We start from the raw sequence: 21,938 nt of genomic DNA, 5'->3' as shown, positions 1-21,938 counted from the left end.
CGCTCTGCGCCGATCAGGCGGCTGCTGCGAAATGGTGGTTGAGCATGCCCATGGCCTCCGTCAGCGCCGAGGGCCCAATGCCAAAAGCTCTCTCCACAAGGCGCACCTCGCCCCTGATGCCGGGCTGCAGGCACCAGGGGCGAGCCTGTCCTTTGCGCAGGGCTCGCATGACTTCGAATCCCTTGATCGTGGCATAGGCCGTGGGGATCGATTTGAAACCGCGCACCGGCTTGATCAGTATCTTGAGCTTTCCGTGATCGGCCTCGATCACGTTATTGAGATACTTCACCTGCCGGTGGGCCGTCTCCCGGTCCAGCTTTCCTTCGCGCTTCAATTCGGTGATCGCTGCACCATAGCTCGGCGCTTTGTCGGTATTGAGCGTGGCAGGCTTTTCCCAGTGCTTCAGGCCTCGCAGGGCCTTGCCCAGGAACCGCTTCGCTGCCTTGGCGCTGCGGGTCGGCGACAGGTAGAAATCGATCGTGTCGCCCCGCTTGTCGACTGCCCGGTACAGGTAGGTCCACTTGCCCCGCACCTTGACGTAGGTTTCATCCAGGCGCCAGCTCGGATCAAAGCCACGCCGCCAGAACCAGCGCAGCCGCTTCTCCATCTCCGGGGCGTAGCACTGGACCCAGCGATAGATCGTCGTATGGTCGACCGAAATGCCGCGTTCCGCCAGCATTTCCTCAAGGTCGCGATAGCTGATCGGATAGCGACAATACCAGCGCACCGCCCACAGGATCACATCACCCTGGAAATGGCGCCACTTGAAATCCGTCATCGTTCCGTCCGTCCAATCTCCGCCAAGCATGCTCAAGCTTCACGATTTTTGCAACAGAGCCGATCCGACTGCCACCAGTTGCTGCGTGTGCTGCAAGGAAATCCCGCTCGATGCCGCCTTCACCCCGGAAGGCGCGGAATACGTCGAGCACTTCTGCGGGCTGGAGTGCTATCAGCGCTTCCAGGCGCGCGCCAAGACCGGGAGCGAAACCGATGCCGATCCGAACGCCTGCGACTCATCACTGTCAGACTGAGGCATACCCTATCCTGATGTCAGGAGAAGCCACCCAGCAACGTCAGAATAGAGTTAACTTTTGTGTTTCTTGACACCTGCGGCGAAAGGTCATAGATTTCTTCCTGACACTTTCGTATTTGGAGGTATCTTGCAGGGTCAACGCATCGGCTACGTCCGGGTCAGCAGCTTCGACCAGAACCCGGAGCGGCAACTGGAGCATGTCGAAGTCGGCAGGGTGTTCACCGACAAGGCGTCGGGCAAGGACACCCAGCGGCCCGAGCTTGATTCGCTGCTGGCCTTCGTGCGCGAAGGCGACACCGTGGTGGTTCACAGCATGGATCGCTTGGCGCGCAACCTCGATGACTTGCGCCGCCTCGTACAAAAGCTGACCAAGCGCGGCGTGCGCATCGAGTTCGTCAAGGAAAGCCTGACCTTCACCGGCGAGGATTCACCGATGGCGAACCTGATGCTGTCGGTCATGGGGGCATTCGCCGAATTCGAGCGGGCCTTGATCCGTGAGCGGCAGCGCGAAGGCATCGCGCTCGCTAAGCAACGCGGAGCCTACCGAGGCCGAAAGAAGTCTCTGAGCGGTGAACAGATTGCTGAACTGAAACGGCGCGTCACGGCGGGCGAGCAAAAAGCGAAGCTGGCCCGTGAATTTGGTGTCAGCCGGGAGACCCTGTATCAATACTTGAAATTGGATCAATAAATATGCCTCGTCGTTCCATACTGTCCGCCGCCGAGCGGGAAAGCCTGTTGGCGTTGCCGGACACCAAGGACGACCTAATTCGACATTACACGTTCAGCGATACCGATCTCTCCATCATCCGCCAGCGGCGCGGGCCTGCGAATCGCTTGGGCTTTGCCGTGCAGCTCTGCTACCTGCGCTTTCCCGGAATCTTCCTTGGTGTCGATCAGGCGCCGTCTTTGCCCCTACTGAAACTGGTCGCCGACCAGCTCAAGGTCGGCGTCGAAAGCTGGGACGACTACGGGCAGCGGGAGCAGACCCGGCGCGAGCACCTGGTCGAGCTGCAAACGGTGTTTGGCTTCCAGCCGTTCACCATGAGCCACTACCGGCAGGCCGTGCACACGCTGACCGACCTGGCCATGCAAACCGACAAAGGCATCGTGCTGGCTAGCACCTTGGTTGAGCATCTGCGGCGACAGTCGATCATCCTGCCCGCGCTCAACGCCATCGAGCGCGCTAGCGCCGAGGCCATCACTCGCGCCAACCGGCGCATCTATGACGCCTTGGCCGAACCACTGTCGGACACGCATCGCCGCCGCCTCGACGATCTGCTCAGGCGCCGGGACAACGGCAAGACGACCTGGCTGGCCTGGCTGCGCCAGTCGCCGGTTAAACCGAACTCGCGGCACATGCTGGAACACATCGAACGCCTCAAGGCGTGGCAGGCGCTCGATCTGCCTTCCGGTATCGAGCGGTCGGTGCACCAGAACCGCCTGCTCAAGATCGCCCGTGAGGGTGGCCAGATGACGCCCGCCGACTTAGCCAAGTTCGAGCCGCAACGGCGCTACGCCACCCTCGTGGCGCTGGCCATCGAGGGCATGGCCACGGTCACCGACGAAATCATCGACTTGCACGACCGCATCCTGGGCAAGCTGTTCAACGCCGCCAAAAACAAGCATCAGCAGCAGTTTCAGGCATCCGGCAAGGCGATCAACGCCAAGGTGCGGCTGTTCGGGCGCATCGGCCAGGCGCTGATCGAGGCCAAGCAAGCTGGCCGCGATCCGTTCGCCGCCATCGAGGCCGTCATGTCCTGGGATGCCTTCGCCGAAAGCGTCACCGAGGCGCAGAAGCTCGCTCAGCCCGATGACTTCGATTTCCTGCACCGCATCGGCGAAAGTTACGCCACCTTGCGCCGCTACGCGCCGGAATTCCTTGCCGTGCTCAAGCTGCGGGCCGCACCCGCCGCCAAGAACGTGCTCGATGCCATCGAGGTACTGCGTGGCATGAACACCGACAACGCCCGCAAAGTGCCTGCCGATGCCCCGACCGACTTCATCAAGCCGCGCTGGCAGAAGCTGGTGATGACTGACGCGGGTATCGACCGGCGCTACTACGAGCTGTGCGCGCTGTCCGAGCTGAAGAACTCGCTGCGCTCGGGCGACATCTGGGTGCAGGGATCGCGCCAGTTCAAGGACTTCGAGGACTACCTGGTGCCGCCCGCGAAGTTCGCCAGCCTCAAGCAGTCCAGCGCATTGCCGCTGGCCGTGGCCACCGACTGCGACCAGTACCTGCACGACCGCCTGACGCTGCTTGAAGCGCAGCTTGCCACGGTCAACCGCATGGCAGCGGCCAACGACCTGCCGAATGCGATCATCACCGAGTCGGGCCTGAAGATCACGCCGCTGGATGCGGCGGTACCCGACACCGCGCAGGCGCTGATCGACCAGACAGCCATGATCCTGCCACACGTCAAGATCACCGAACTGCTGCTCGAAGTCGATGAGTGGACGGGCTTCACCCGCCACTTCACGCACCTGAAATCGGGCGATCTGGCCAAGGACAAAAATCTGCTGTTGACCACCATCCTGGCCGACGCGATCAACCTGGGCCTGACCAAGATGGCCGAGTCCTGCCCCGGCACGACCTACGCCAAGCTCGCCTGGCTACAAGCCTGGCATACCCGCGACGAAACCTATTCGACAGCGCTGGCCGAGTTGGTGAACGCCCAATTCCGGCATCCCTTCGCCGAACACTGGGGCGACGGCACCACGTCATCGTCGGACGGCCAGAACTTCCGAACCGGGAGCAAGGCCGAGAGTACCGGTCACATCAACCCGAAATATGGCAGCAGCCCTGGGCGAACCTTCTACACCCATATATCCGACCAGTACGCGCCGTTCCACACCAAGGTGGTCAATGTCGGCGTGCGCGACTCGACCTATGTACTTGACGGCCTGCTGTACCACGAGTCCGACCTGCGCATCGAGGAACACTACACCGACACGGCAGGCTTCACCGATCACGTCTTTGCCCTGATGCATCTCCTGGGCTTCCGCTTTGCGCCGCGCATCCGTGACCTGGGCGACACCAAGCTGTTCATCCCCAAGGGGGATACCGCCTATGACGCGCTCAAACCGATGATTAGCAGCGACAGGCTGAACATCAAGGCTATTCGTGCCCACTGGGATGAAATTCTGCGGCTGGCGACCTCGATCAAGCAGGGCACGGTGACAGCCTCGCTGATGCTTCGGAAACTCGGCAGCTATCCGCGCCAGAACGGCTTAGCCATCGCCCTGCGCGAGCTGGGGCGCATCGAACGCACGCTGTTCATCCTGGACTGGTTGCAAAGCGTGGAGCTGCGCCGCCGCGTCCACGCTGGACTGAACAAGGGCGAAGCGCGCAACGCGCTGGCCCGCGCCGTATTCTTCAACCGTCTGGGCGAAATCCGCGACCGCAGCTTCGAGCAGCAGCGCTACCGGGCCAGCGGCCTCAACCTGGTGACGGCGGCCGTCGTGTTGTGGAACACGGTCTATCTGGAGCGCGCAGCACATGCGTTGCGTGGCAACGGGCATGCTGTCGATGACGCGCTATTGCAATACCTGTCGCCGCTCGGCTGGGAACACATCAACCTGACCGGCGATTACCTCTGGCGCAGCAGCGCCAAGATCGGCGCGGGCAAGTTCAGGCCGCTACGACCGTTGCAACCGGCTTAGCGTGCTTTATTTTCCGTTTTCTGAGGCGACCCCAATACCGGCTGAGGTGCCGAAGCGTGTGCCGTTGAAATAAAGCCAATGTATGTTGTAACTATTAATGCGGCTAATTTTTTTGCTTTCATTGTCTGATTCTCATGGTTAAAAGGGAGATTAACGTTCTTTCTGAATGGTTCGGGTGAGGGTCTGTTCTTCACGCTCCGGCATGCGGCCGCGTTCAGTATTTTCTGCCGCCCTGAGCATGTCGCGTTCAGCGTTTGCCAGATCTGCAATCACACGCGATGCCCGCAACTGTTCACCGGCGGTCTTGTCAGCACCTTCCAGCTCGCTTCTGACGCCTGCAGCGGCCTTTATATCCCGTCCATCGGTGTTTTCCTCACCTCTGACCCTGCCGATCACATCCACATCCGGGTTGAATGGTTCCGGTTTACGCGGGTTAATGTCTTCCGGTTTCAGTCTGATTACCTCTTCCTGTGGAACTTCCGCCAGCAACGACTCCGGCTGCCTGCTCCGTCCGGCTTCTTCATTGCGAACCTGGTCTGCCAGCATTTGCTCGCGCAGCTGCTGTACGTTCTGTTCGTCCGTCAGCGTGGAGACAATACCCGGCGACACATCCTGTTTTGTCCCACCGCTTACCTTAAGCAGCCATGCTGAAGGCGGTTCATCACCGGTCTGCCAGACCACGCCGTCCTTTGGATGATTTCGTACTGCATCGAGTGCAGCCGTTAGGTCGCTGGCCACAATCGTGTTTCCGGACTGACTCCGCTGCAGCACGGCGCCACGGGCACGCTCTGTCATGACCATTCGGGTCGCCCCCTGAGTCATCCGTCCTTCCGGGCTGGAAACCAGGGAAACCAGGGCCAGGCCCGCACTCCTGCCAATGTTGTCATAAACCGGCAGCGCCAGCGCCGGTTCAGGAAAGCGCCGGGTGGCCGGGATGATTTTTGCCGTCAGTGACGCATCCTGCATGCCCTGATGGCGCACCCAGGCGCGACCGATGGCCGTTTTATTCACCGGCTGCCCCATTGCCCAGATGGCTTTCGCCTGTTTGCGCTGCGTTTCCGGTGCCAGCGCATCGTGCGCAGTTTTGATATCACGCTCCGGTGTTTTTACCGCCTTAACCCAGTCCGCTTTCCCGTCGGTGTATATCTGGACGTGCTCTTTCACGCGTGAGGCTGAAATGTAGAAGGCACGACGGGAAGCCAGTGCCTTACGTCCGTCTTTCGTGCCCTCAAGCGCAATGACATAATCACTGCTGGCCCCCTGTGCGCCGTAGCCGGTGACGGCCCAGCCGTAGTCGATATGCTGCTGCGCCCGGACCTTCTCCGGATTGATGGTGACGCGACCGTTCTCCCCTTTCAGACGGATATTTCCCTCCTCGCTGACCGACTCCACCGTATAGCGCTGGTTGGCCATCTGCCCCTGTTCGCGATCGGTCGCCGTGAACTTAAGCAGATCGCCGGAACGGACTTCCATCTCGCTGCGGCGAAACAGCTGCACGTCACCGGTGATCAGCTCCTTCGGTGAAATCAGAGCAATCTTCCCTTCCTCATCACGTACCGTCACCGTTCTGCCGTTACGGTCAACAGCCACCACATCCTGGTAGCGGTCACCGCGTTTAACCACCATCCCTGCTTCCCAGGCCTCTGTTTTGTTGAACTCATGGCGCGTATGGGTGATTTTATCGAGCACAGGCACCTTAATGGCCTTCTCCCCCAGTTCTCCCCGCGCTGCAAGCGCGGCATGAATGCCGGCATTTATCGCTTTACGGTCGGCGTTCAGTTGCGCAATGATGAGCGTACGGGACCGCGCCTCCGGCGTCCGGTCCTTCCAGTCCGCCACGATGTCGTTAACAGGCGTCTCCGTTTCCTGAATCGCACTTTCCGGGAGCGCGGCTGAAGCGCTACGCGCCACACGGTCAGCCGGCTGGGTTTCAATGCGCTGCAGGGCCGCATCGATCCGGTTATCGATGATGTCGTGAACGGTGCCGCGCAACAGCAGGTCTTTCTGACGGACGATTTCCTTCATGATGGCCACATCCATCGGGCTTCGCTCCTGCATCAGCTTAAACGGCGCGCCCACGTCGACCGCTTCAAACTGGTCGATATCCCCCATCGAGACCGCGCGACCGCCGCCGCTGGCAATGGCCTGGAACAGTGCCGCCGTATCCTGGTTGCCTGCCATTGAGGACTCATCGATAAGAAACACCTGTCCTTTATAGTCAGGTTTCCCGCCTGCGGCCGTCACCTGGTCATGTTCAACGACAAAAGATTTGATGGTCTGCGCCCGGACACCGACGTCGCTCATTTCTTTCACCGCCTGGTGCGTAGGAGCAAGCCCCGTCATCACCGGACGAACATCCGCCGGCAGGGTCTCCAGTGCAGATATCACCGCCTTCAGCTGCGTGGTTTTCCCCACGCCGGCATAGCCCTGAATCCCGATAAACTGATCTGTGGTACCCAGCACCAGGGTGGTCGCCTTTTTCTGGCCATCGGTGAGTCCGTTCAGCACTGCCTCCGGTACCTGTTCCAGCAACGGCTGCTGCGTACCTTTTCCTTCCTCCACCACGCGCAGAATGGCTTTCTCCATCTCCCAGGTGGACCGGGACACCAGTACCGGCTCTCCCACTGCGGATACGGACAACAGCTCGCCATTTTTAATCATCGCGCCAATTTCATTCCCGATGGCCTCGAGGTCGGGATGATATTTCTGCGCTTCCGCCGCCAGCTTAAGCTCGTTGATCACCACGGTGCGCTGGTCGTTAATGGCACGCCACACGGCCAGGCCCGCGTCCGTCCGGACGCGGTCATGCAGTGAATCAACCGCCTGACTGACGTCCTGGTGACCGCTCAGGTTTCTGACCAGCTGCACAGGAGAGGCATTGGTCTTCATGCGCTGCAGCCGGGCTTCAGCCCGGCCCTGCACTTCGGCGGTGAACACTTCCGCCCGGTGGCCACTCTGTGCCAGCGAGTTCATGGTCTGGGTCGATATGTCGCGGCTGTTGAGCGCGGCCAGTACCACGCCGGTGTCATTATCCCGTCCGCCCGGCGCGGTCACGTAAGCATGTGACAGATAGAGCGGCTGGTCTTTTGGCAGCGTCAGAGTGTCTTCCCCCCGTTTAACCTCAATCCCCTTTTCACTTATCCCGGTCACCTCAAGACGATCTTTGGCCTTCAGGCTGTGCTCGCGGTCGCCCGCCACGGAAAGCAGTTTTTCGCCGGTGGCCACGCTGAGGGTTTCACGGCTGAAGAGACGCCAGTCAGCGCTGATATCACCGATTTTCATCCGGGTCAGCACGCCATCCCCGTCGATGAGCGAGAGGACTCGCGTGTCCTCATGCACCCGATCAATTACATAGGACTTACGTTCTTTCGCGTCCGTGCGATCTTCAAGCACCATGCCGGGACGGTACGAACCTGACATGCGACGGGTTTTGCTGTCGAGCCACACAGGCTGCCGGGCCTCTATCTCCACGCCATCGCGGCCCAGCTGCCCTGCGTTCTGCAGCGCCTCACGTACCAGGCCCGTCAGCTGTGCCTGTTCACGTTTGCCGACCACGACGGCGGTGACGTTATCAGTTCCTCCGCTCAGCTCTGCAAACCGGTTGGCCAGCGCCTCGTAACGGTCGCGTTTGTTCGGAATACTGACCACTTCAGCTTCCAGCCCGGGTGCCGGCTCAGTGCGGCGGGAGCGGGCAACCCCCGCGGACTCCAGTACGGACATGGCATTACCGTTCGCCTGACGGCCGGCACTGTCGAGAAAGACCAGCTGTGCGTCCTGCGCGCGCGCTTCGCCCAGCAGTACCAGCGTCTCCTTTAGCCCCAGACGCTCTGCCCCTTCGATAATTAGCGTGCTCTGGGGTTTAAGATGGAAATCACCGCTCAGAACATGCTGCCGGCTGATAATCCGTTCACGCAAATCGTCGGATTTCGCCAGCGAAATGGCGCGCTCGGCAGAGCTGGCCAGCACCTGCACGTCACGACCATTCGCGCCGGCAATACCGGCCAGCTGCGCGGTCAGGTCACGGATGCCCGTCACGCCTGACGGGGCATTCATCAGTACCAGGGCGTCCTTCTCCACAACTTCAAGAGCCGCCGGCGCGTACTGCGCCGGGCGGGTGAAACTGACGACTTTTGTGGATTTGAGATGCTCCTGACTCAGCGCCTGGATCGAGAGTTCATCCAGCAGGTGAATACGGGAAGTGAAAACCCCTTTCTCACTGTCCAGCGGCACAATCATGCCGTCCTTCAGCGCTGCATCGATGGCTACACGAATATCCTTAATCTCCGGCAGCCGTTCACTCAGCTCAGCGGTGGTCATCATCAGCTCGCCAAAGGTGAAGCGCGTTTTACTGTCGCTGAGCTGCGAGATGGCCAGCCGGACAGCCTCAGTCAGTTCCGGGCGGGGTATTTCAGTGTCCAGCTGCGCTGCAGGAACGCTCCTGGTCGCCGGCGTCTTTTCGGGACCGGTCTGTGCCGGCTGACTCAGCGTGTCAGTCTGTTGTGGTACTGGCTGACGGGAGAGGCTCTCCCGTTCTGCGGGTTGAGCAGGTGTATCGACGCTCTTTTCTGCTTTGGACGACGTCTGCAAAGAAGCCTGTTCAGGCACGGCGGGAACCGCTTTAGCCTGGTGATCTCGCTCCGGCTGAGGCGCGGCCTCACGAAGACCTGCATCACGCGGCACCACGCTTTCCTGATACGCCTTCAGGTCAAATCCTTTCTCCTTCATCTGGCCCAGCCAGCGTTCCATCAGGCGCATCCTCGAAGGGTCGACTTTCGCCCTGCGGGTGTCTTTGGCGGCCACATCCCGGCTGCGCAGCGTGGCTTCAGCCCCCACGGCCCCCTGAATTTCCCGGCCCCGTGAGGAATACTCGTCCCTGACTTCTTCCGGCACGCCCTTGATTTCCCACATGCCATGTTTGCCTACTTCTTCCACTTCATGACCGAGCGCTTCAACCCGCTCGCGCAGCGCGCTGCGATAGATTTTGCCGAGCGTGACCTGGTGCTTCATGACGGTTTCGATAAAGCCGGCGTTATGGATATAGTCCGTGGCCAGGGCTTTCCATTTGCCCGCATACTCCGTCATGTTGGCAATCAGGAGATGGGTGTGCAGCTGAGGATCAAGATTGCGCGAGGTATCATGCGTATAGGCGGCCGCCACCATCTTGCCGGTGTGTACAATGGACGTAACGCCGTCTTTCGTGTCGCGGGCCGAGATGAGCTTCTCCACATAGCCAGCCGCCACGCGGACGGCATGGTTATGTGCTTCCACCATTTCTTTATCATTCCCAATGAGCGCCAGAATGGACACGCTCTTGGGAGCGGAAAAGGTCAGGTCATGGCCCGGGCGGTGGACGTGCTGTCCGTTAACCTCCTTGCCCAGCCTTGAGCCGTCCGGCAGACGGCCCTCGAGCACGGCCGTCAGGTCATCGCCACGGACGTTGCCCTCAAGGCCCAGCTCTTTTGCACCTTCCCCCATCCAGAGGCTCTGCAGGCTGCCCAGAAAATAGTAGTTATCGGAATTGCTGTAGTAGCCTGCAGCCTCGCCGGCTGACGCTACTGGGGCGACTGACATCATAGGTCATGCTCTCTGTCGTAATAGTGATGGTCGTTTTCGTCGTAACCCGGATCGTCCGCGTGACGGTGAATTAAAATGTTCTCTTCTTCCTTCGCCAGCTGTCGGCTCGTCCGGTGTGCTTCATCCGGGGTCTGCGGTGTCACTGACTTCCCAGCCGTCGTCAGACTCAGGCCGCCGTCTGGCAGTGCTGTCACCTTCATATCCAGGTTCATTGATTCGCCCGCATTCTCGCTGGCCTGATCTTCTTCTCCGCCTGAGGTGGCTCCGGTATTGAGCCGCCGTTTCAGCATCCCCAGCGCGCCGACTGCAGCTGGCTCGGAGGGAGCATCCAGTTGGGTTCTGCTGCGGATTTTTTGCAGTGCTGCAGGTATTTCCGGTTTGAGGGGCGCAGTCTCTTTTTGACGAGTTACTGAAGGAGGAGAAGACCGAAGTGAAACGACGTTGTCTTTTTTGTCTTCGGTGACAGGGTCTGTCACCGTGCTGTGATTTTCAGTTACGACTTCCGGGACCACTGGCGCTGCTCGCGATGTGACGGGCTCCCTGGCAGATACCGACTTCTGTTCAGGTACAGCGCTGCGTGATGGTTTCGGCTCCTCCATTCGGGCATGAGCCACTTTTTCGACGGGCGATGTCGCCGGAGAGCCGGATGCGCCTGCAGACGAAACCGGAGCAGGAGCGCCAGCTACAGATGATGTATCGCTACCCTTCTCCAGCACTTCGTCACCGGTCGGGAACGTCAGACCTGCCGCTGTCGCTGCGCGCTCATTCTCCTTAATAACGTTCTCCAGCTCCGGACTCAGTGCATCGCGGATATTGCGCTCGAGAAGGCCAGCGTGACGTTTTTTGAATGGACGGTATTTCAGCTTCAGGCGAACGACCGGATACTCACCCGGAAGACGCACATAAAAGTTGAGGTTTGGCAGACGCATGATCTGCTCGTAGTCGACAATCGGGTTATTGACCTCGTCCTTGCCGAGGGACACACCGTCACGCACCTGATCCATACCGTAGCTGTTTGATTCACGGATTTTGCGAGTACGCTGCTTACCGAGTTCTTCTTCGACCACTTTGGCCATCTCCGCACTCGGCGAACGACCGTACATACGGGTATTCATCAGGTCGAAAATGCTTTTAGCCAGCTCGCGGCCGTAGACGTGAACCAGTTGCGCCATGTTCTGCATCCCCAGCACGAAACAGCCGCCAAACTTACGCGCCTCGGCAAGCGTTTCAGCCAGTTCCGGGATGCGCTGAAGGCTCGGGGCTTCATCAAGAATGAACCACACGCGGCGCTCGCTGTTTTCACCCATGCTCTGCAGTAACAATGTGGCCAGTGACACCCAGAGTGAAATCAGTGGTCGCACACTCTTGCGGTGTCGGGCCTGAGTGGAAATAAACAGCCAGCTATTGTCATAACGCTCCTGCGTCATCCACTCCCGAATGGTGAAAGGTGGTTTAGTGCCGTCATCAAGCCCCTGAAGAAACCGCAGCGCTTTGGCGTAGTTGGTCACCACCGAGCGAATGGAGATTGCTGTTTTCTCGATCTTCTCCTCAACCAGGTTGGCTGAAGGCGTATTGACCAGATATTCACGCAAACTTTTCATGCTGAGTGACAGCAGGGTTTTGAGAAACTTTTCTATACTCCTGTCCGGGTCAACCGACATACGTATAGCGAGGTCAGCGCAGATGGTCCGTGAACTTGAAACCCAGAATGGATCGGACTCCCCTTCCACCGGAATGAGGCTGGCAGCCAGGTTGTCATAATCGACCGCATCAATACACTCACCCCACATCTGCCAGTTAGCACAGCGTTCGTCGTGGGCATTCAGGATGAAATCGGTGGACGGGTTGTAATGTGTTTCGGTAAAGGTACAGCCTGAGTCGTAGATGATGGCCCGGTCACCACGTTTGCGTATGTAGTCCAAGAGCCAGCGGATGATGGTTGATTTACCCACGTTAATAGTGCCATGCATGAGGAAGTTCATTACCTCAGCCCGTTTAACCATGTGTAAATCAGCCACCCGCAGATCGGACAATTCACCGTTTTTACGCAGCAGCTTATTCACTTCAACAGGTTTGTCGGTCAGCTGCATACCGGAAATGTATTCGTCTTCACTTTCCTTACGACCGATATTGGCGATAAACCAGGTCACAGCGAGAAACACAACCATACTGAACAACCCGCTGGCGCCAGCCGCCCACTGCAGCTCAGTCAGACACTGGTCACCCATAGCCTGCATGTACGGGTCGGCATAGATCTGCGGCAGGGTCATTTTGAGCACCATCATCGTCGCCGTGGGCGCATACCAGTAGTGGACGTCGTAAATTTTTGGCGTCCCCGTTGCCGGCATCAGATCGATAAAACTGCTGTTGATGCTGGCGAACCACCACAGGGAGCCGTTATCAAGGGCTTCCTGTGGAATTCGCCAGAGAAAAATGGCGGTAGTCAGCACGGCGAACAGGATGAAGATCCAGAATCCTATCCAGTTGTTCACCTGAATGAACATGCGCCAGCGGTAGGCGGTCATCTGCCCGCCCTGGGTGAGGTTTTTTCCTGCGAAGCTCATAGAGTGTTGTCCGGCCGTTATCGCATCACCTGTTCGGTGATGTGTGTTATCAGGGGAGAAACGTTGAAAAGGGTGATTAATTACGTGATAGCGCGAGTGGGAAAACGTCGGGTTATTACATCAGACTCAGTTCATATCTGGCCTGCTGACATCCGTCCTCCCAGTCCTGTGCATTAATGTATGCAGCCATAGAGCGGACTGAGGAGGCCACATCCTTATAAACCGGTGAATGCCACTCCTGGGGCTCCAGACCATATAGAGTGAATTCATAGCCAGCCCAGCCAGCAATGATGGTCATTCCCTGCCCCTCCGGAAGTGAACCAAATACATTCATATAAGCCCTCGCTACCATCAGCTCACTTTCCAGATGGATAAGCGACCAGAATTCAGCTGAGTAATCTGCACGTTCATTTATCTGATGCATCATGATGGACAAACTCCTTTGAAATTAAGGACGCAACGCTCGCCGCAGACAGGGCTGCGTCAGGCGCAGTCATGCGAGGAAGCGTAATTACTGGTAACTGACAGAAAGCACCGACGCACCCTGCCCGGAATGAGCACGGTTAAAAATCAGCTGTGAGGGAGAACGGCTGCGGCGATCGCCGCAGCCGCGGGTATTACATGATGCCGGCGATGGACTTGGCCAGCTGCGCTTCCAGGACAGGTTTTGCCTCTTCAAACTTGAGGTTCACCTTGTTGGCGTTGGATACCACGCGAGTCTGGTATTTAGCACGGTTGCCCTGCTCCGTGCTGGTCTGCAGCTTAATACCTGACGTGCCCTGTTTCAGGGCGGCAATATTGTCGGTAGTGACGGCCGCTTTGCTGCGCTCGGAGATTTGCAGATCGGTCACCATCGTATAGTTCACGTCTTCAACCATTGCATCTGCAGCCATACCAATCAGCCCGGTGGCCAGCCCTACACCCAGCGTTGCGCCAGCTGACGACGAGTTATACGCCGTAATACCCGCGCCCAGTGCCGCACCCATTGCCGCACCTTCATACCCGGTCTTAAGGAACCCCTGTGCATCGCGCAGATCCATTTTTTCAGCTTTCAGCACGTTTGCCTGAATCCAGTAGTAGGCCGTGTCCGGAGAGCTGGAGACGCGGTAGCCTTTCGCGGCCAGTTCATTTGTAATTTGTGCCTGCAGACCAGACATGTCCTTGTCAGAGGTATTACGGATCTGCAAATAAACAGTCTTCTCTGATGATGGTTCCAGCCAGATGGTTTCACTCATCTGGGTTTTGACATCAAGATTACGTTTCTTCACCGCAGTGGACATGGCGCCACAACCTGACAGAGCGAGAGTAGAAGCGATCAGACCTACAACGGCTAATTGTTTTAATTTCATGAATTCATCCTGAGCATAGAAAAACGTCCCCGTTAGCGAGATATAGCTAACAGAGACGTTATCGGCTGATTTGAAAGGGAATTTAGGTTAAATAGATGATTGGCTTAGATTACTACAAAAATTAAGGGGGCCATTGCCCCCTTACTCTCAGTATCCCCGGTTAGGGTCATACGTATTTGAAGGTTCGTTGAAGTTTGTTCCCCAACTGTTTCCGTGAATATCCAGGCCAGAGATGCCACCAACCATTGGCATTCCTGACGAAGGATTTATAGCAATCCCTTGATTAATATCCGTATGACTCGCACCGAAATTGATTGGTAGTACAGATGAATTTGTATCTAGCCCTGAATATTGGCTCGATGAAAACTCAGCCAATGCTGTTCCCTTGCCAGACATACTTGATTGATACCTTGCGGCCTCTTCATCTGAGAGTTTATACGCTTTACTCCCGCGTATTTCATAGATATTGCCTGTATCTTTATCCTTCAGGAGGTTTAACCCCTTCCTTCCAGCCCCAAATAACACGGCGGAAAGAACCATAACTGCGGACATCGACAGATATAGATATATTGAATTTTCCCAGAGGAAAAAGAGGCATATTACTTGCGCTATCATTGAAGTAAGTAAGCGTGGAAAGAGCGAGGCGATTGAAACGACACTGCCACTCTTATCCGCTTTTTTAAGAAGATAGAACAATGGTAAAGATATCAATGTACCTAACGCATACATCCCTGCCAATGCGATCCAATCTTCACTGTAATACCCGTTATGGTTAGGCATCACATCATGAATGAGTGGAATAGCAGCATATATACTAAATACAGGAATGTACGAAATTCTGCATAGATTAGACTTTAGCATTTATCCTCCTAGCCGGCCCTTTTCCTCAATTCCAGCAATTGCTCTTCTAACTTCCTTTTTTCACCACTGTCTATAACTGGCGTTTGCTGGTCAATCTCGGCTTCTTTTCGTTGAATTTTGAAATTACCGGTTGCGTTTAAATTCTCTCCTTTCAGGATATCACTGGATGTCTGAACAGTGGATTGTTTTTTATCAATTTCACCAGCAGATTCGTTGATTTTATGCTCATTTTCAGATCTTTGTTCCGCCACTCGACGCTGTAACTCATTCTGGGGACCAAACCCCTGCGTGGAGTGTTCATGCAACTTAGCCTGATTTTCTCTATATGACTCCTGCATAGCATCGCCACGTACTTTTTCGCCGCCAACATTAATGCCTGAACGACTATGAGCAACTTCACTCCCCTGGCCATGCGTGGTTCCTTGCTCCCTGACGGTACCTGAATGTTGGAACTCAGGATGCGATTCTTCAGTGTGGCCGGTCCTTTCATCTGCAGTCGTGCGTCCACCGGCATCAACGATCCCTGCCGACGAGGTGATATTACCCGAGCTGCTTCTCTGTCCGGCTGCTTGTCCTTGATGAACAGTTGACTGACCAATACCCGGAGAAACAGAATCATCTATTCTGGCAGAATAATTTCCACCCTGCTGGCCTCCATATTCAGCGCCCTGAGTCGTTCCGTTAGTCTGGGCATTGGCAATACCTCCCGAGCTATGAGCACCGCCATCCTGAGAGCTGTAACTGACTCCAGCATCATGGCCAGATGAACCTGATACCTGTTGACTGCCTCGCGCTGGTTGTACGATATGCTCCCCACTGAATGCTGCATGCTCCTGGCCGCTGGTAAGATCTGAACGGCCCTGCTGATAATCCCCCATGATTTCAGGTTTGAGACGTTCATTTACGAATTCCATCGCTGCTTCTCGCGCCGACGGCGCACTTGTCAGCATGGACTGTGCCTTATCACCGTATTTATTAGCCGCCCAGTCCACAAACTCCTGCGTATAGTTGGTATCGAGGCTTGCGCTCTGGTTCTGCGCAACGGTGGCCATACGGCTGAACTCGTTACTCTGCGTCGAACTGGTGGTGTACTGATGGTACTGGCTTTCAGCATCATTGAGCGTTGCGGCCAGCTGCTGAACATTGCTGCTTGCAGCATTCTCAGAATGATTCGCGCCATCGCTGATACGGCTACTTTTGACCATATCCATACCCTGGCGGAAGTCATTAACTGCCTGGCTATTCTGATCATGTCGCGAATCTTGTGTTTGGGAGCCCGAATCCTGAACACCTCTTGAGCTGCCTGTCGAATGCCGCAAATCTCCAGAAACACTTCCTTCTGCGCCAAATTTAACAACACCTAAATTGACGCCTGCTCCGGCGGTCCCTTTAATACCTGCAGATACAGATCCCTGATTACTGATATCCATCAGCTTGTTATAGGCTTCCTGAGTCGAGATGTTGTTCGCTTTCGCATAGCTTTCTGCGGCAGACAACATCATGCCAGCTCCGCGTGTCGCATTAGTGGCCTGACTGTTTTCACTGCCTTGGATCAGGCTGTCGCTGGTACCTGTCTGGTGAGACAACTGAGAGAGCTGCGACCAGCCACTGGTAACGCTGTGGTTGTAACCATCGAGTGCAGTTTGCGCCTGAACCTGCGACTGGCGGGCTGATTCCTGGAAACCACTGCTGGCCAGCTGGCTGAGCTTCATGTTCACCGGCAGATTCGACATTGCACCCGAGCCGTCGATAACCGTATGGCCACCGGCCGTCTGAGTCTGCGTGGAGCCGTTATCCGCCTGCCAGGTTTGCTGACCCTGACGCTGCATCAGGTTGGTATCCATCTTGTTCTGGCTGACATTGTCCATCGACATGTTGTTAAACGACCAGTTTCCGTCCGCTGTGGTCGCTGCCACACCTGCTGACGTGAAGGCGCCCGAGCTGAGTACACTTCCTGCCACCTGAGAGCCCATCGCCGCTGCACCTTTGGTCAGATAGAACGACAGTACGGGAATGGAAAGAGACAGATACCCTGCCAGATTCGCCACGTCCGAATGCTGCAGCGCAACCACATCCTTGTTGGCAAGCACCAGGGGCGTGCCCCCGGACTGGCTCTGCAGCCAGTAGTTGGCGGCATAGTTAAGAATGGCGAACATCACCGGCCACATCTGGAAATAGATAAACCCGGAAACGTATATTTTCAGGGTGTTCAGGCCAAAAAGCGTGTGGTTTGACGCGGCCAGCGCAATCATCAGCGGGAACAGGCAAACCAGGATAAGCATCAGCAGCGACTGTGCAAACGGCAGCGTGCGGGTCGCCAGCTCATTGCCAGCAGCCCAGGCAAGACGCTGTTTGGTAGCCGCGTTCTCGGTGGCCAGATTAAGCAGGTTAGCCGTGTCTGATGAGCGAGCGGCAAAACCCCTGATCCCCTGCCGTACTGCACTGTTCGTGATGTTGTTCTTCATGATCTGCGCAGCAGTCATACCACCGGAATAAAAATATCCGTAGCTTTCCCCCATAGCGTTGGCCAGAAGCGTCGCGCCATTCAGCTTGTTGCCGAAGACCTTTCTCGTCAGCCAGGTAAACGTCGCACTGCCCGGGTTGACGTCGGTATTGGCCAGCTTCTGTATCTCCGTTGCGGCCTGCTGACAGGTCAGGAACTGGCGTAAAGTGGAGGTCATCTTAAAGATGCCCCGCAGCGGGCTTGGGTTACTGGTTATCAGCGTCAGCGGGTCAGTGGAATTGAGCAGCTGATTGATGGTGTATTTACCATTCAGAAGAATGTCGCCGATCACACAGTTTTCCACATAATCCGGCAGCATCTGAGCCAGCTCCGGATTTTGCGTAGCGAAATCGCTTGTTTCCGCCACAATCTGCGAGCCAAACAGCATCCCGGTTTTGCTGTAGGTCACCGAGTCGGGTCTGGCCATCAGCATGTCGTAAACAGACGCCATCTTATACCCGATACTGGTCGTCAGCGACGCGATGGCTGCCAGGCCAACCGGTACGTTATCAGTAACCCAGACTGCACCTGGATCGGACAGGTCAATGACCTGCACTGAGCGTTTCGGTACCAGCAGGATGGATGTCAGGATCATGAAGACCGCCAGCCACTGGACGAAAACCATCGGGTTACGTTGTTTGATGAAAGTGAGCAGTACGGCCAGCACCCCGAAGGTGCCGGCAATACGCATTAACGTGTGGAAAGTATTCTGACCGACAAGGGTGACTACGGCGTCCAGCGCCGTTTTCCACATTCCCCCGCCATAAATGGTGTATATCTCAAGCATCAGCGATCACCCCAGTGATAGTTGCTTTGATAGGAGCCTGAAACAATGGTGGATACCTGCTGCTGCAGGTACTGCATGTTGCGGTCGATACCGTCCAGCGCGTTCTGATCAGCTGCGGACTGCAGCTTCATGTCGGCGAGAAGTCCCTGCGCATGAATAATGTTGTCGCGTAGTTTTGCGGCAGCTTCTTCAGGGAAGTTCTTGCCAGCCAGAGACAGGCTTGCCTGTTTCACCAGCTCCTGGAGGTACTGAATCATCAGGTCCTGGGCAATGAAGTCGGAAACCTGCAGAAGGTACGTGGCGCTCATCCCCATACTCTGGGCGTTAGTCAGATACTTCAGCACCGGTACAGAGGTGGTGTTCACAAAGCCTTTTTCCTGATCGGTCAGCGCAGTATCGTCGACCAGCTTGTTCTGCATTGAGAGCATCAGGTTTTTAACCAGAGTGACCAGAGCGTTGGACTCAGAAATCGTCAGATTGGTGACAACAGGTCCCAGGCAGAGGTCGGATTCGTCACATCCGTAGACCTTCGCCGTTCCCCCGCGCATCAGGACTTTAATCAGGTCGCGGTTATCAACCAGTGGCGTCAGAATTGTCACATCGCCATTCTTGTTGAAAATGATGGAGCCGACGGTACTCATGACCAGCTCCTTCAGCGCGCGGTCATTGCCGAGAAGTCCATTCTTACTGAGGGTGTCCCAGATAAGGTTTTTGTTCTTCAGCACCTGATCCTTCTCAGCATCACCGGCTTTAGCCGTGACTTTGTCGCCCTGTCCTCCGACGGTACAGCCCTGACGGGAAGCCGCCCAGTCTGAGAACATGTTGGTTTCGCCGGCAATGTCCTGACAGATTTTCTGCTGGGAGACCTGCGTCACTGGCCACAACCCGCCGATGATGCCCTGAGCAGCCTGGCATGAACTCATGTTCATGGAGTTAACATCACTGGCCAGTTTCTGCAGGAAGTCTTTAGCCTGCTTCAGCTCCGGTACCATCGTCTGCAGGGCCAGGTCGAAAGCATAGCCTGCGGCGTTGCTCATGATTTGCTTCACGAATCGCTGGATTTCCTCGCCGCTGATCATACTGAACGACCCGAGATAGGCATCGATACCGCCGCAGCCGGCGTTAAGGGAAGGCAGCTGCATCGAGATCAGCTGGACGTTTTTTGCAGGGTTCCGGAGGTATACCGAGCCGCCGGAGAAATACCCTGCAGCCTGCCCCTGCCAGGCCTGCGCCTGAGTCACGTTGCCGCTGTAGCCCAGATTATTGAAGAAACCGTTCAGATCGCCGTTGACGTCCGCCTGAGCAGGCAGAGCAGCCAGGCCTGAGAAGAACACGACTCCTGCCGTAATAAGCGCCTTAATCATTTGGCACCTCCACAGCTTGCATATTCTTGCCTGCCGGGCTGTCAGCACGGTTAATTTTGCGGCAAAGATATCTGGCCAGACAGAGCCAACTGCAGACGAGTAAATTCAACGCAATGAGCGCGATAATCGCGGCCAAAACGCCCCACAACAGGTACTGCGGATAGTGGATGAGAAGTGAGAGCGTAAACTGTTCGGAGCGTTCAACGGACATCGCACTGAGCGTTGTGATGGCGCATTTCACGTATACCCTTTCGACTACGGCGGTAAAAATTAAGGCATAAAACAGTTTCAGGGTTAACAAATCCGTCCATTTTCGGGTTTCAGTCGCACTACAGTCTTTCACTATCGCGAAAGCCTGGTTCCGGATAAGCGTCTTCAGTCTGATAAGCCTCATGCAATCTCCTCCCGGGGTTTCCTGGCCAGGGTCTGCCGGCAGACGTACAACCCGGTAACTGTGAAAAAGAATCCGATGCTCAACGAGATGAGCAGAAGCACAGGGAAGTCCTGCAGACAGGTTGTCAGTTCAGGGCGATCCATGACGCTGACCACCCGGTGGGCCAGCACCCCATAGAACGCTGCGGACACAAGCAGCGTTACGCTGAATAACAGCCACACGCGCTCGGTACGCGATAACGCATACGTATTTGTCGTCATTTTGTAGTCCGTTTGTATTACTGAGGGGTGACCTGCGCGCTTGCCGGCATTGGCGGCAGCATCTTCGGATCGACGTTATCCATGTCTGCCTGAATCAGGCTGGCCATTCGGCTCTCAAGTGCGGGGATGTCCATCACGCCCTGGGTGAGTGGATAGGCTTTCAGGGTGTTGACGTTGACCATAAAGGCCGTCGGTGTCGCAATCGGCAAACCGTTTCCGAAGAAGGTGACAATCTCGTCTGCGATGGGAGAGTTAGGGTCAGTCTTACGCGGGACCATCGGGGTCGGATAAGATACGTCTCCGCCCCCGTCAAGGGTGTACGGGTACACCCTGATGGCATGCTCATCGGCCCAGCCCTTCAGCAGCGGGTCAAACTTAGCGCTGTACTGGCAGTGCGCCTGCATAAAGAGCACCACGGCATAATCTTTCATGTTAGCCCGACGTCCGTCCGGCAGCGCCATCAGGCTGGCTGGCGCGGGTACGGGAACGGTGGAAGCGATTATGGCTGCAGCGTCTGCAGATGGCGCCGTTTTTGTTGCTTCAAGCGCCATTAATTCCTCACGTGCACCGGCATTAGCCAGCAGGGGCAGGGATAACAGGAGCGCAGTGAGTCCGGTTTTAACGTTCATGATCGGCTTCCTTATGCGCCTGACCTCTTTCGTAACGGAACCAGCGATACACGGCATACACCACCATCCCTGCCGCACCGGCCCACATACCATTGCAAAGCCATAAGAGCCCCTGCTGTGTATGTTCCACGGACCAGGTCATCAGCTCGCTCAGTACGCGTGCCATCGTGCCCCAGAAAATCAGTCCTGCGAGAATAGCGGGTTTCATTCGTGTGTCTCCTTGCTCTGCCGTACCAAAAGCGAATGCGTATCTGGTGAAATGCGTTTCCGGGCGGTACGCACGGCTTCACCGATGAGGGTAAAAAGTCTGTATTGCATAGGAATTTCTCAGGAATTGGGTTTAAAGCCGGTGGCCACGTTCAGAAATCGCTTAGACAGGTCATCCTGAGTCATGAAGCCGTATGACAGCGCGCGGTAATTCTTGCTCCGGGGGTCAACAAGGTAGAGCGCCGGGAAGTGCGTGATATTCATCGACCGGGACTGTCCGGTGTCCGGACGGCTCTGCGGCAGGGAAGCTGCCACCTGTCCATCAACCGATACCGGGATAAGCGAAATACCGTTGGTTTTCGCAAAGTCCGCCACTACGCCCGCCATCTGCACGTCAATCGGGTCACTGCCCCGGTAGAAGTAGAACAGACCGTACTGCTGCGCCAGCTGCTCCACGGCGCTCTGCCGCGTCTGCTGGTCGCGGGTCTGCATAAACGGCGCCATGCTGTTGTAGTGCGGATACTCCAGGTTGTAGTCGAGGTCCGGATGGCTCAGCTGCGCCGCCGCAAAGGACTGGCTGAACATCGATGCCCGATCGGTCCAGAACTTTTGCCAGCGCAGGAACGTCGCCGTGTTTTCCCGAGAGGGGAACAGGATGGCGCGATTAAGCGCCTCCTGGGTGTATCCTTTCAGTACCCGGGCCTGCTCCATCGGGGACATTTTGCTGAGATCCGGAATGGCCTGCGGCGCAGG

Annotated in this window: 16 protein-coding genes; 3 read left to right on the top strand and 13 right to left on the bottom strand. The window is 56.7% G+C overall.

Annotation, left to right across the window (positions count from 1 at the left end):
* Positions 1-13: 13 nt before the first annotated feature.
* Positions 14-778 (bottom strand): IS6-like element IS6100 family transposase, encoded by a 765-nt coding sequence (locus ACW9E7_RS21740; protein WP_001389365.1) that lies wholly within the window; start codon positions 776-778, stop codon positions 14-16.
* A gap of 28 nt (positions 779-806) precedes the next feature.
* On the opposite strand from ACW9E7_RS21740, the gene ACW9E7_RS21735 reads away from it, so the two are divergent.
* The 3 genes from ACW9E7_RS21735 to ACW9E7_RS21725 all read left to right on the top strand — a co-directional run bounded on the left by ACW9E7_RS21735 (position 807) and on the right by ACW9E7_RS21725 (position 4,693).
* Positions 807-1,031 carry a DUF3330 domain-containing protein gene (locus ACW9E7_RS21735; RefSeq protein ID WP_458728466.1) on the top strand — a complete coding sequence of 75 codons (225 nt, stop codon included), beginning with the start codon at positions 807-809 and terminating at the stop codon, positions 1,029-1,031.
* Positions 1,032-1,160: 129 nt separating this feature from the next.
* A complete protein-coding gene (locus tag ACW9E7_RS21730) occupies positions 1,161-1,721 on the top strand; it encodes a recombinase family protein (RefSeq protein WP_003055107.1) in 561 nt (186 codons plus the stop codon).
* A 2-nt stretch (positions 1,722-1,723) separates the two neighbouring features.
* Complete coding sequence (locus ACW9E7_RS21725; protein WP_026383935.1) at positions 1,724-4,693, top strand: Tn3 family transposase; 2,970 nt, start codon at positions 1,724-1,726, stop codon at positions 4,691-4,693.
* Positions 4,694-4,843: 150 nt separating this feature from the next.
* Here ACW9E7_RS21725 and traI read toward each other — a convergent pair whose 3' ends face one another.
* The 12 genes from traI to traF form a co-directional block, all read right to left on the bottom strand.
* Positions 4,844-10,267, bottom strand: a complete 5,424-nt coding sequence (gene traI, locus ACW9E7_RS21720) for a conjugative transfer relaxase/helicase TraI (protein WP_458728420.1) — start codon at positions 10,265-10,267, stop codon at positions 4,844-4,846.
* Positions 10,264-12,831, bottom strand: a complete 2,568-nt coding sequence (traD, locus tag ACW9E7_RS21715; protein ID WP_458728419.1) for a type IV conjugative transfer system coupling protein TraD — start codon at positions 12,829-12,831, stop codon at positions 10,264-10,266. The genes traI and traD overlap by 4 nt, the downstream gene beginning before the upstream one ends.
* 115 nt (positions 12,832-12,946) lie before the next feature.
* A complete protein-coding gene (locus ACW9E7_RS21710) occupies positions 12,947-13,258 on the bottom strand; it encodes a hypothetical protein (RefSeq protein ID WP_029403823.1) in 312 nt (103 codons plus the stop codon).
* Positions 13,259-13,448: 190 nt separating this feature from the next.
* Positions 13,449-14,180, bottom strand: coding sequence for a conjugal transfer complement resistance protein TraT (traT, locus tag ACW9E7_RS21705; RefSeq protein WP_032641144.1), 732 nt, complete (start codon positions 14,178-14,180; stop codon positions 13,449-13,451).
* A gap of 147 nt (positions 14,181-14,327) precedes the next feature.
* Positions 14,328-15,041, bottom strand: coding sequence for a hypothetical protein (locus ACW9E7_RS21700; RefSeq protein WP_458728418.1), 714 nt, complete (start codon positions 15,039-15,041; stop codon positions 14,328-14,330).
* A gap of 8 nt (positions 15,042-15,049) precedes the next feature.
* Entirely contained in the window at positions 15,050-18,331 is a 3,282-nt protein-coding gene (traG, locus tag ACW9E7_RS21695) for a conjugal transfer mating-pair stabilization protein TraG (protein WP_458728417.1), read from the bottom strand.
* Positions 18,331-19,695, bottom strand: coding sequence for a conjugal transfer pilus assembly protein TraH (gene traH / locus ACW9E7_RS21690; RefSeq protein WP_458728416.1), 1,365 nt, complete (start codon positions 19,693-19,695; stop codon positions 18,331-18,333). The genes traG and traH overlap by 1 nt, the downstream gene beginning before the upstream one ends.
* Positions 19,688-19,996: a hypothetical protein gene (locus tag ACW9E7_RS21685; protein ID WP_458728415.1), complete on the bottom strand. Its 309-nt coding sequence runs from the start codon at positions 19,994-19,996 to the stop codon at positions 19,688-19,690. The genes traH and ACW9E7_RS21685 overlap by 8 nt, the downstream gene beginning before the upstream one ends.
* Before the next feature lie 89 nt (positions 19,997-20,085).
* Positions 20,086-20,349: a hypothetical protein gene (locus ACW9E7_RS21680; RefSeq protein ID WP_032641305.1), complete on the bottom strand. Its 264-nt coding sequence runs from the start codon at positions 20,347-20,349 to the stop codon at positions 20,086-20,088.
* Between the two features lie 17 nt (positions 20,350-20,366).
* Positions 20,367-20,978, bottom strand: a complete 612-nt coding sequence (gene trbB, locus ACW9E7_RS21675; protein ID WP_208557644.1) for an F-type conjugal transfer protein TrbB — start codon at positions 20,976-20,978, stop codon at positions 20,367-20,369.
* Complete coding sequence (locus ACW9E7_RS21670) at positions 20,968-21,186, bottom strand: hypothetical protein (RefSeq protein WP_110915516.1); 219 nt, start codon at positions 21,184-21,186, stop codon at positions 20,968-20,970. The genes trbB and ACW9E7_RS21670 overlap by 11 nt, the downstream gene beginning before the upstream one ends.
* Before the next feature lie 119 nt (positions 21,187-21,305).
* On the bottom strand, positions 21,306-21,938 hold a 633-nt coding region (gene traF / locus ACW9E7_RS21665), incomplete at its 5' end, for a type-F conjugative transfer system pilin assembly protein TraF (RefSeq protein ID WP_458728414.1).

Source organism: Enterobacter sp. H2G27 (assembly GCF_054403075.1).
Note: the sequence above shows the minus strand (reverse complement) of the source record. Positions and strands in the feature narration are given on the sequence as shown.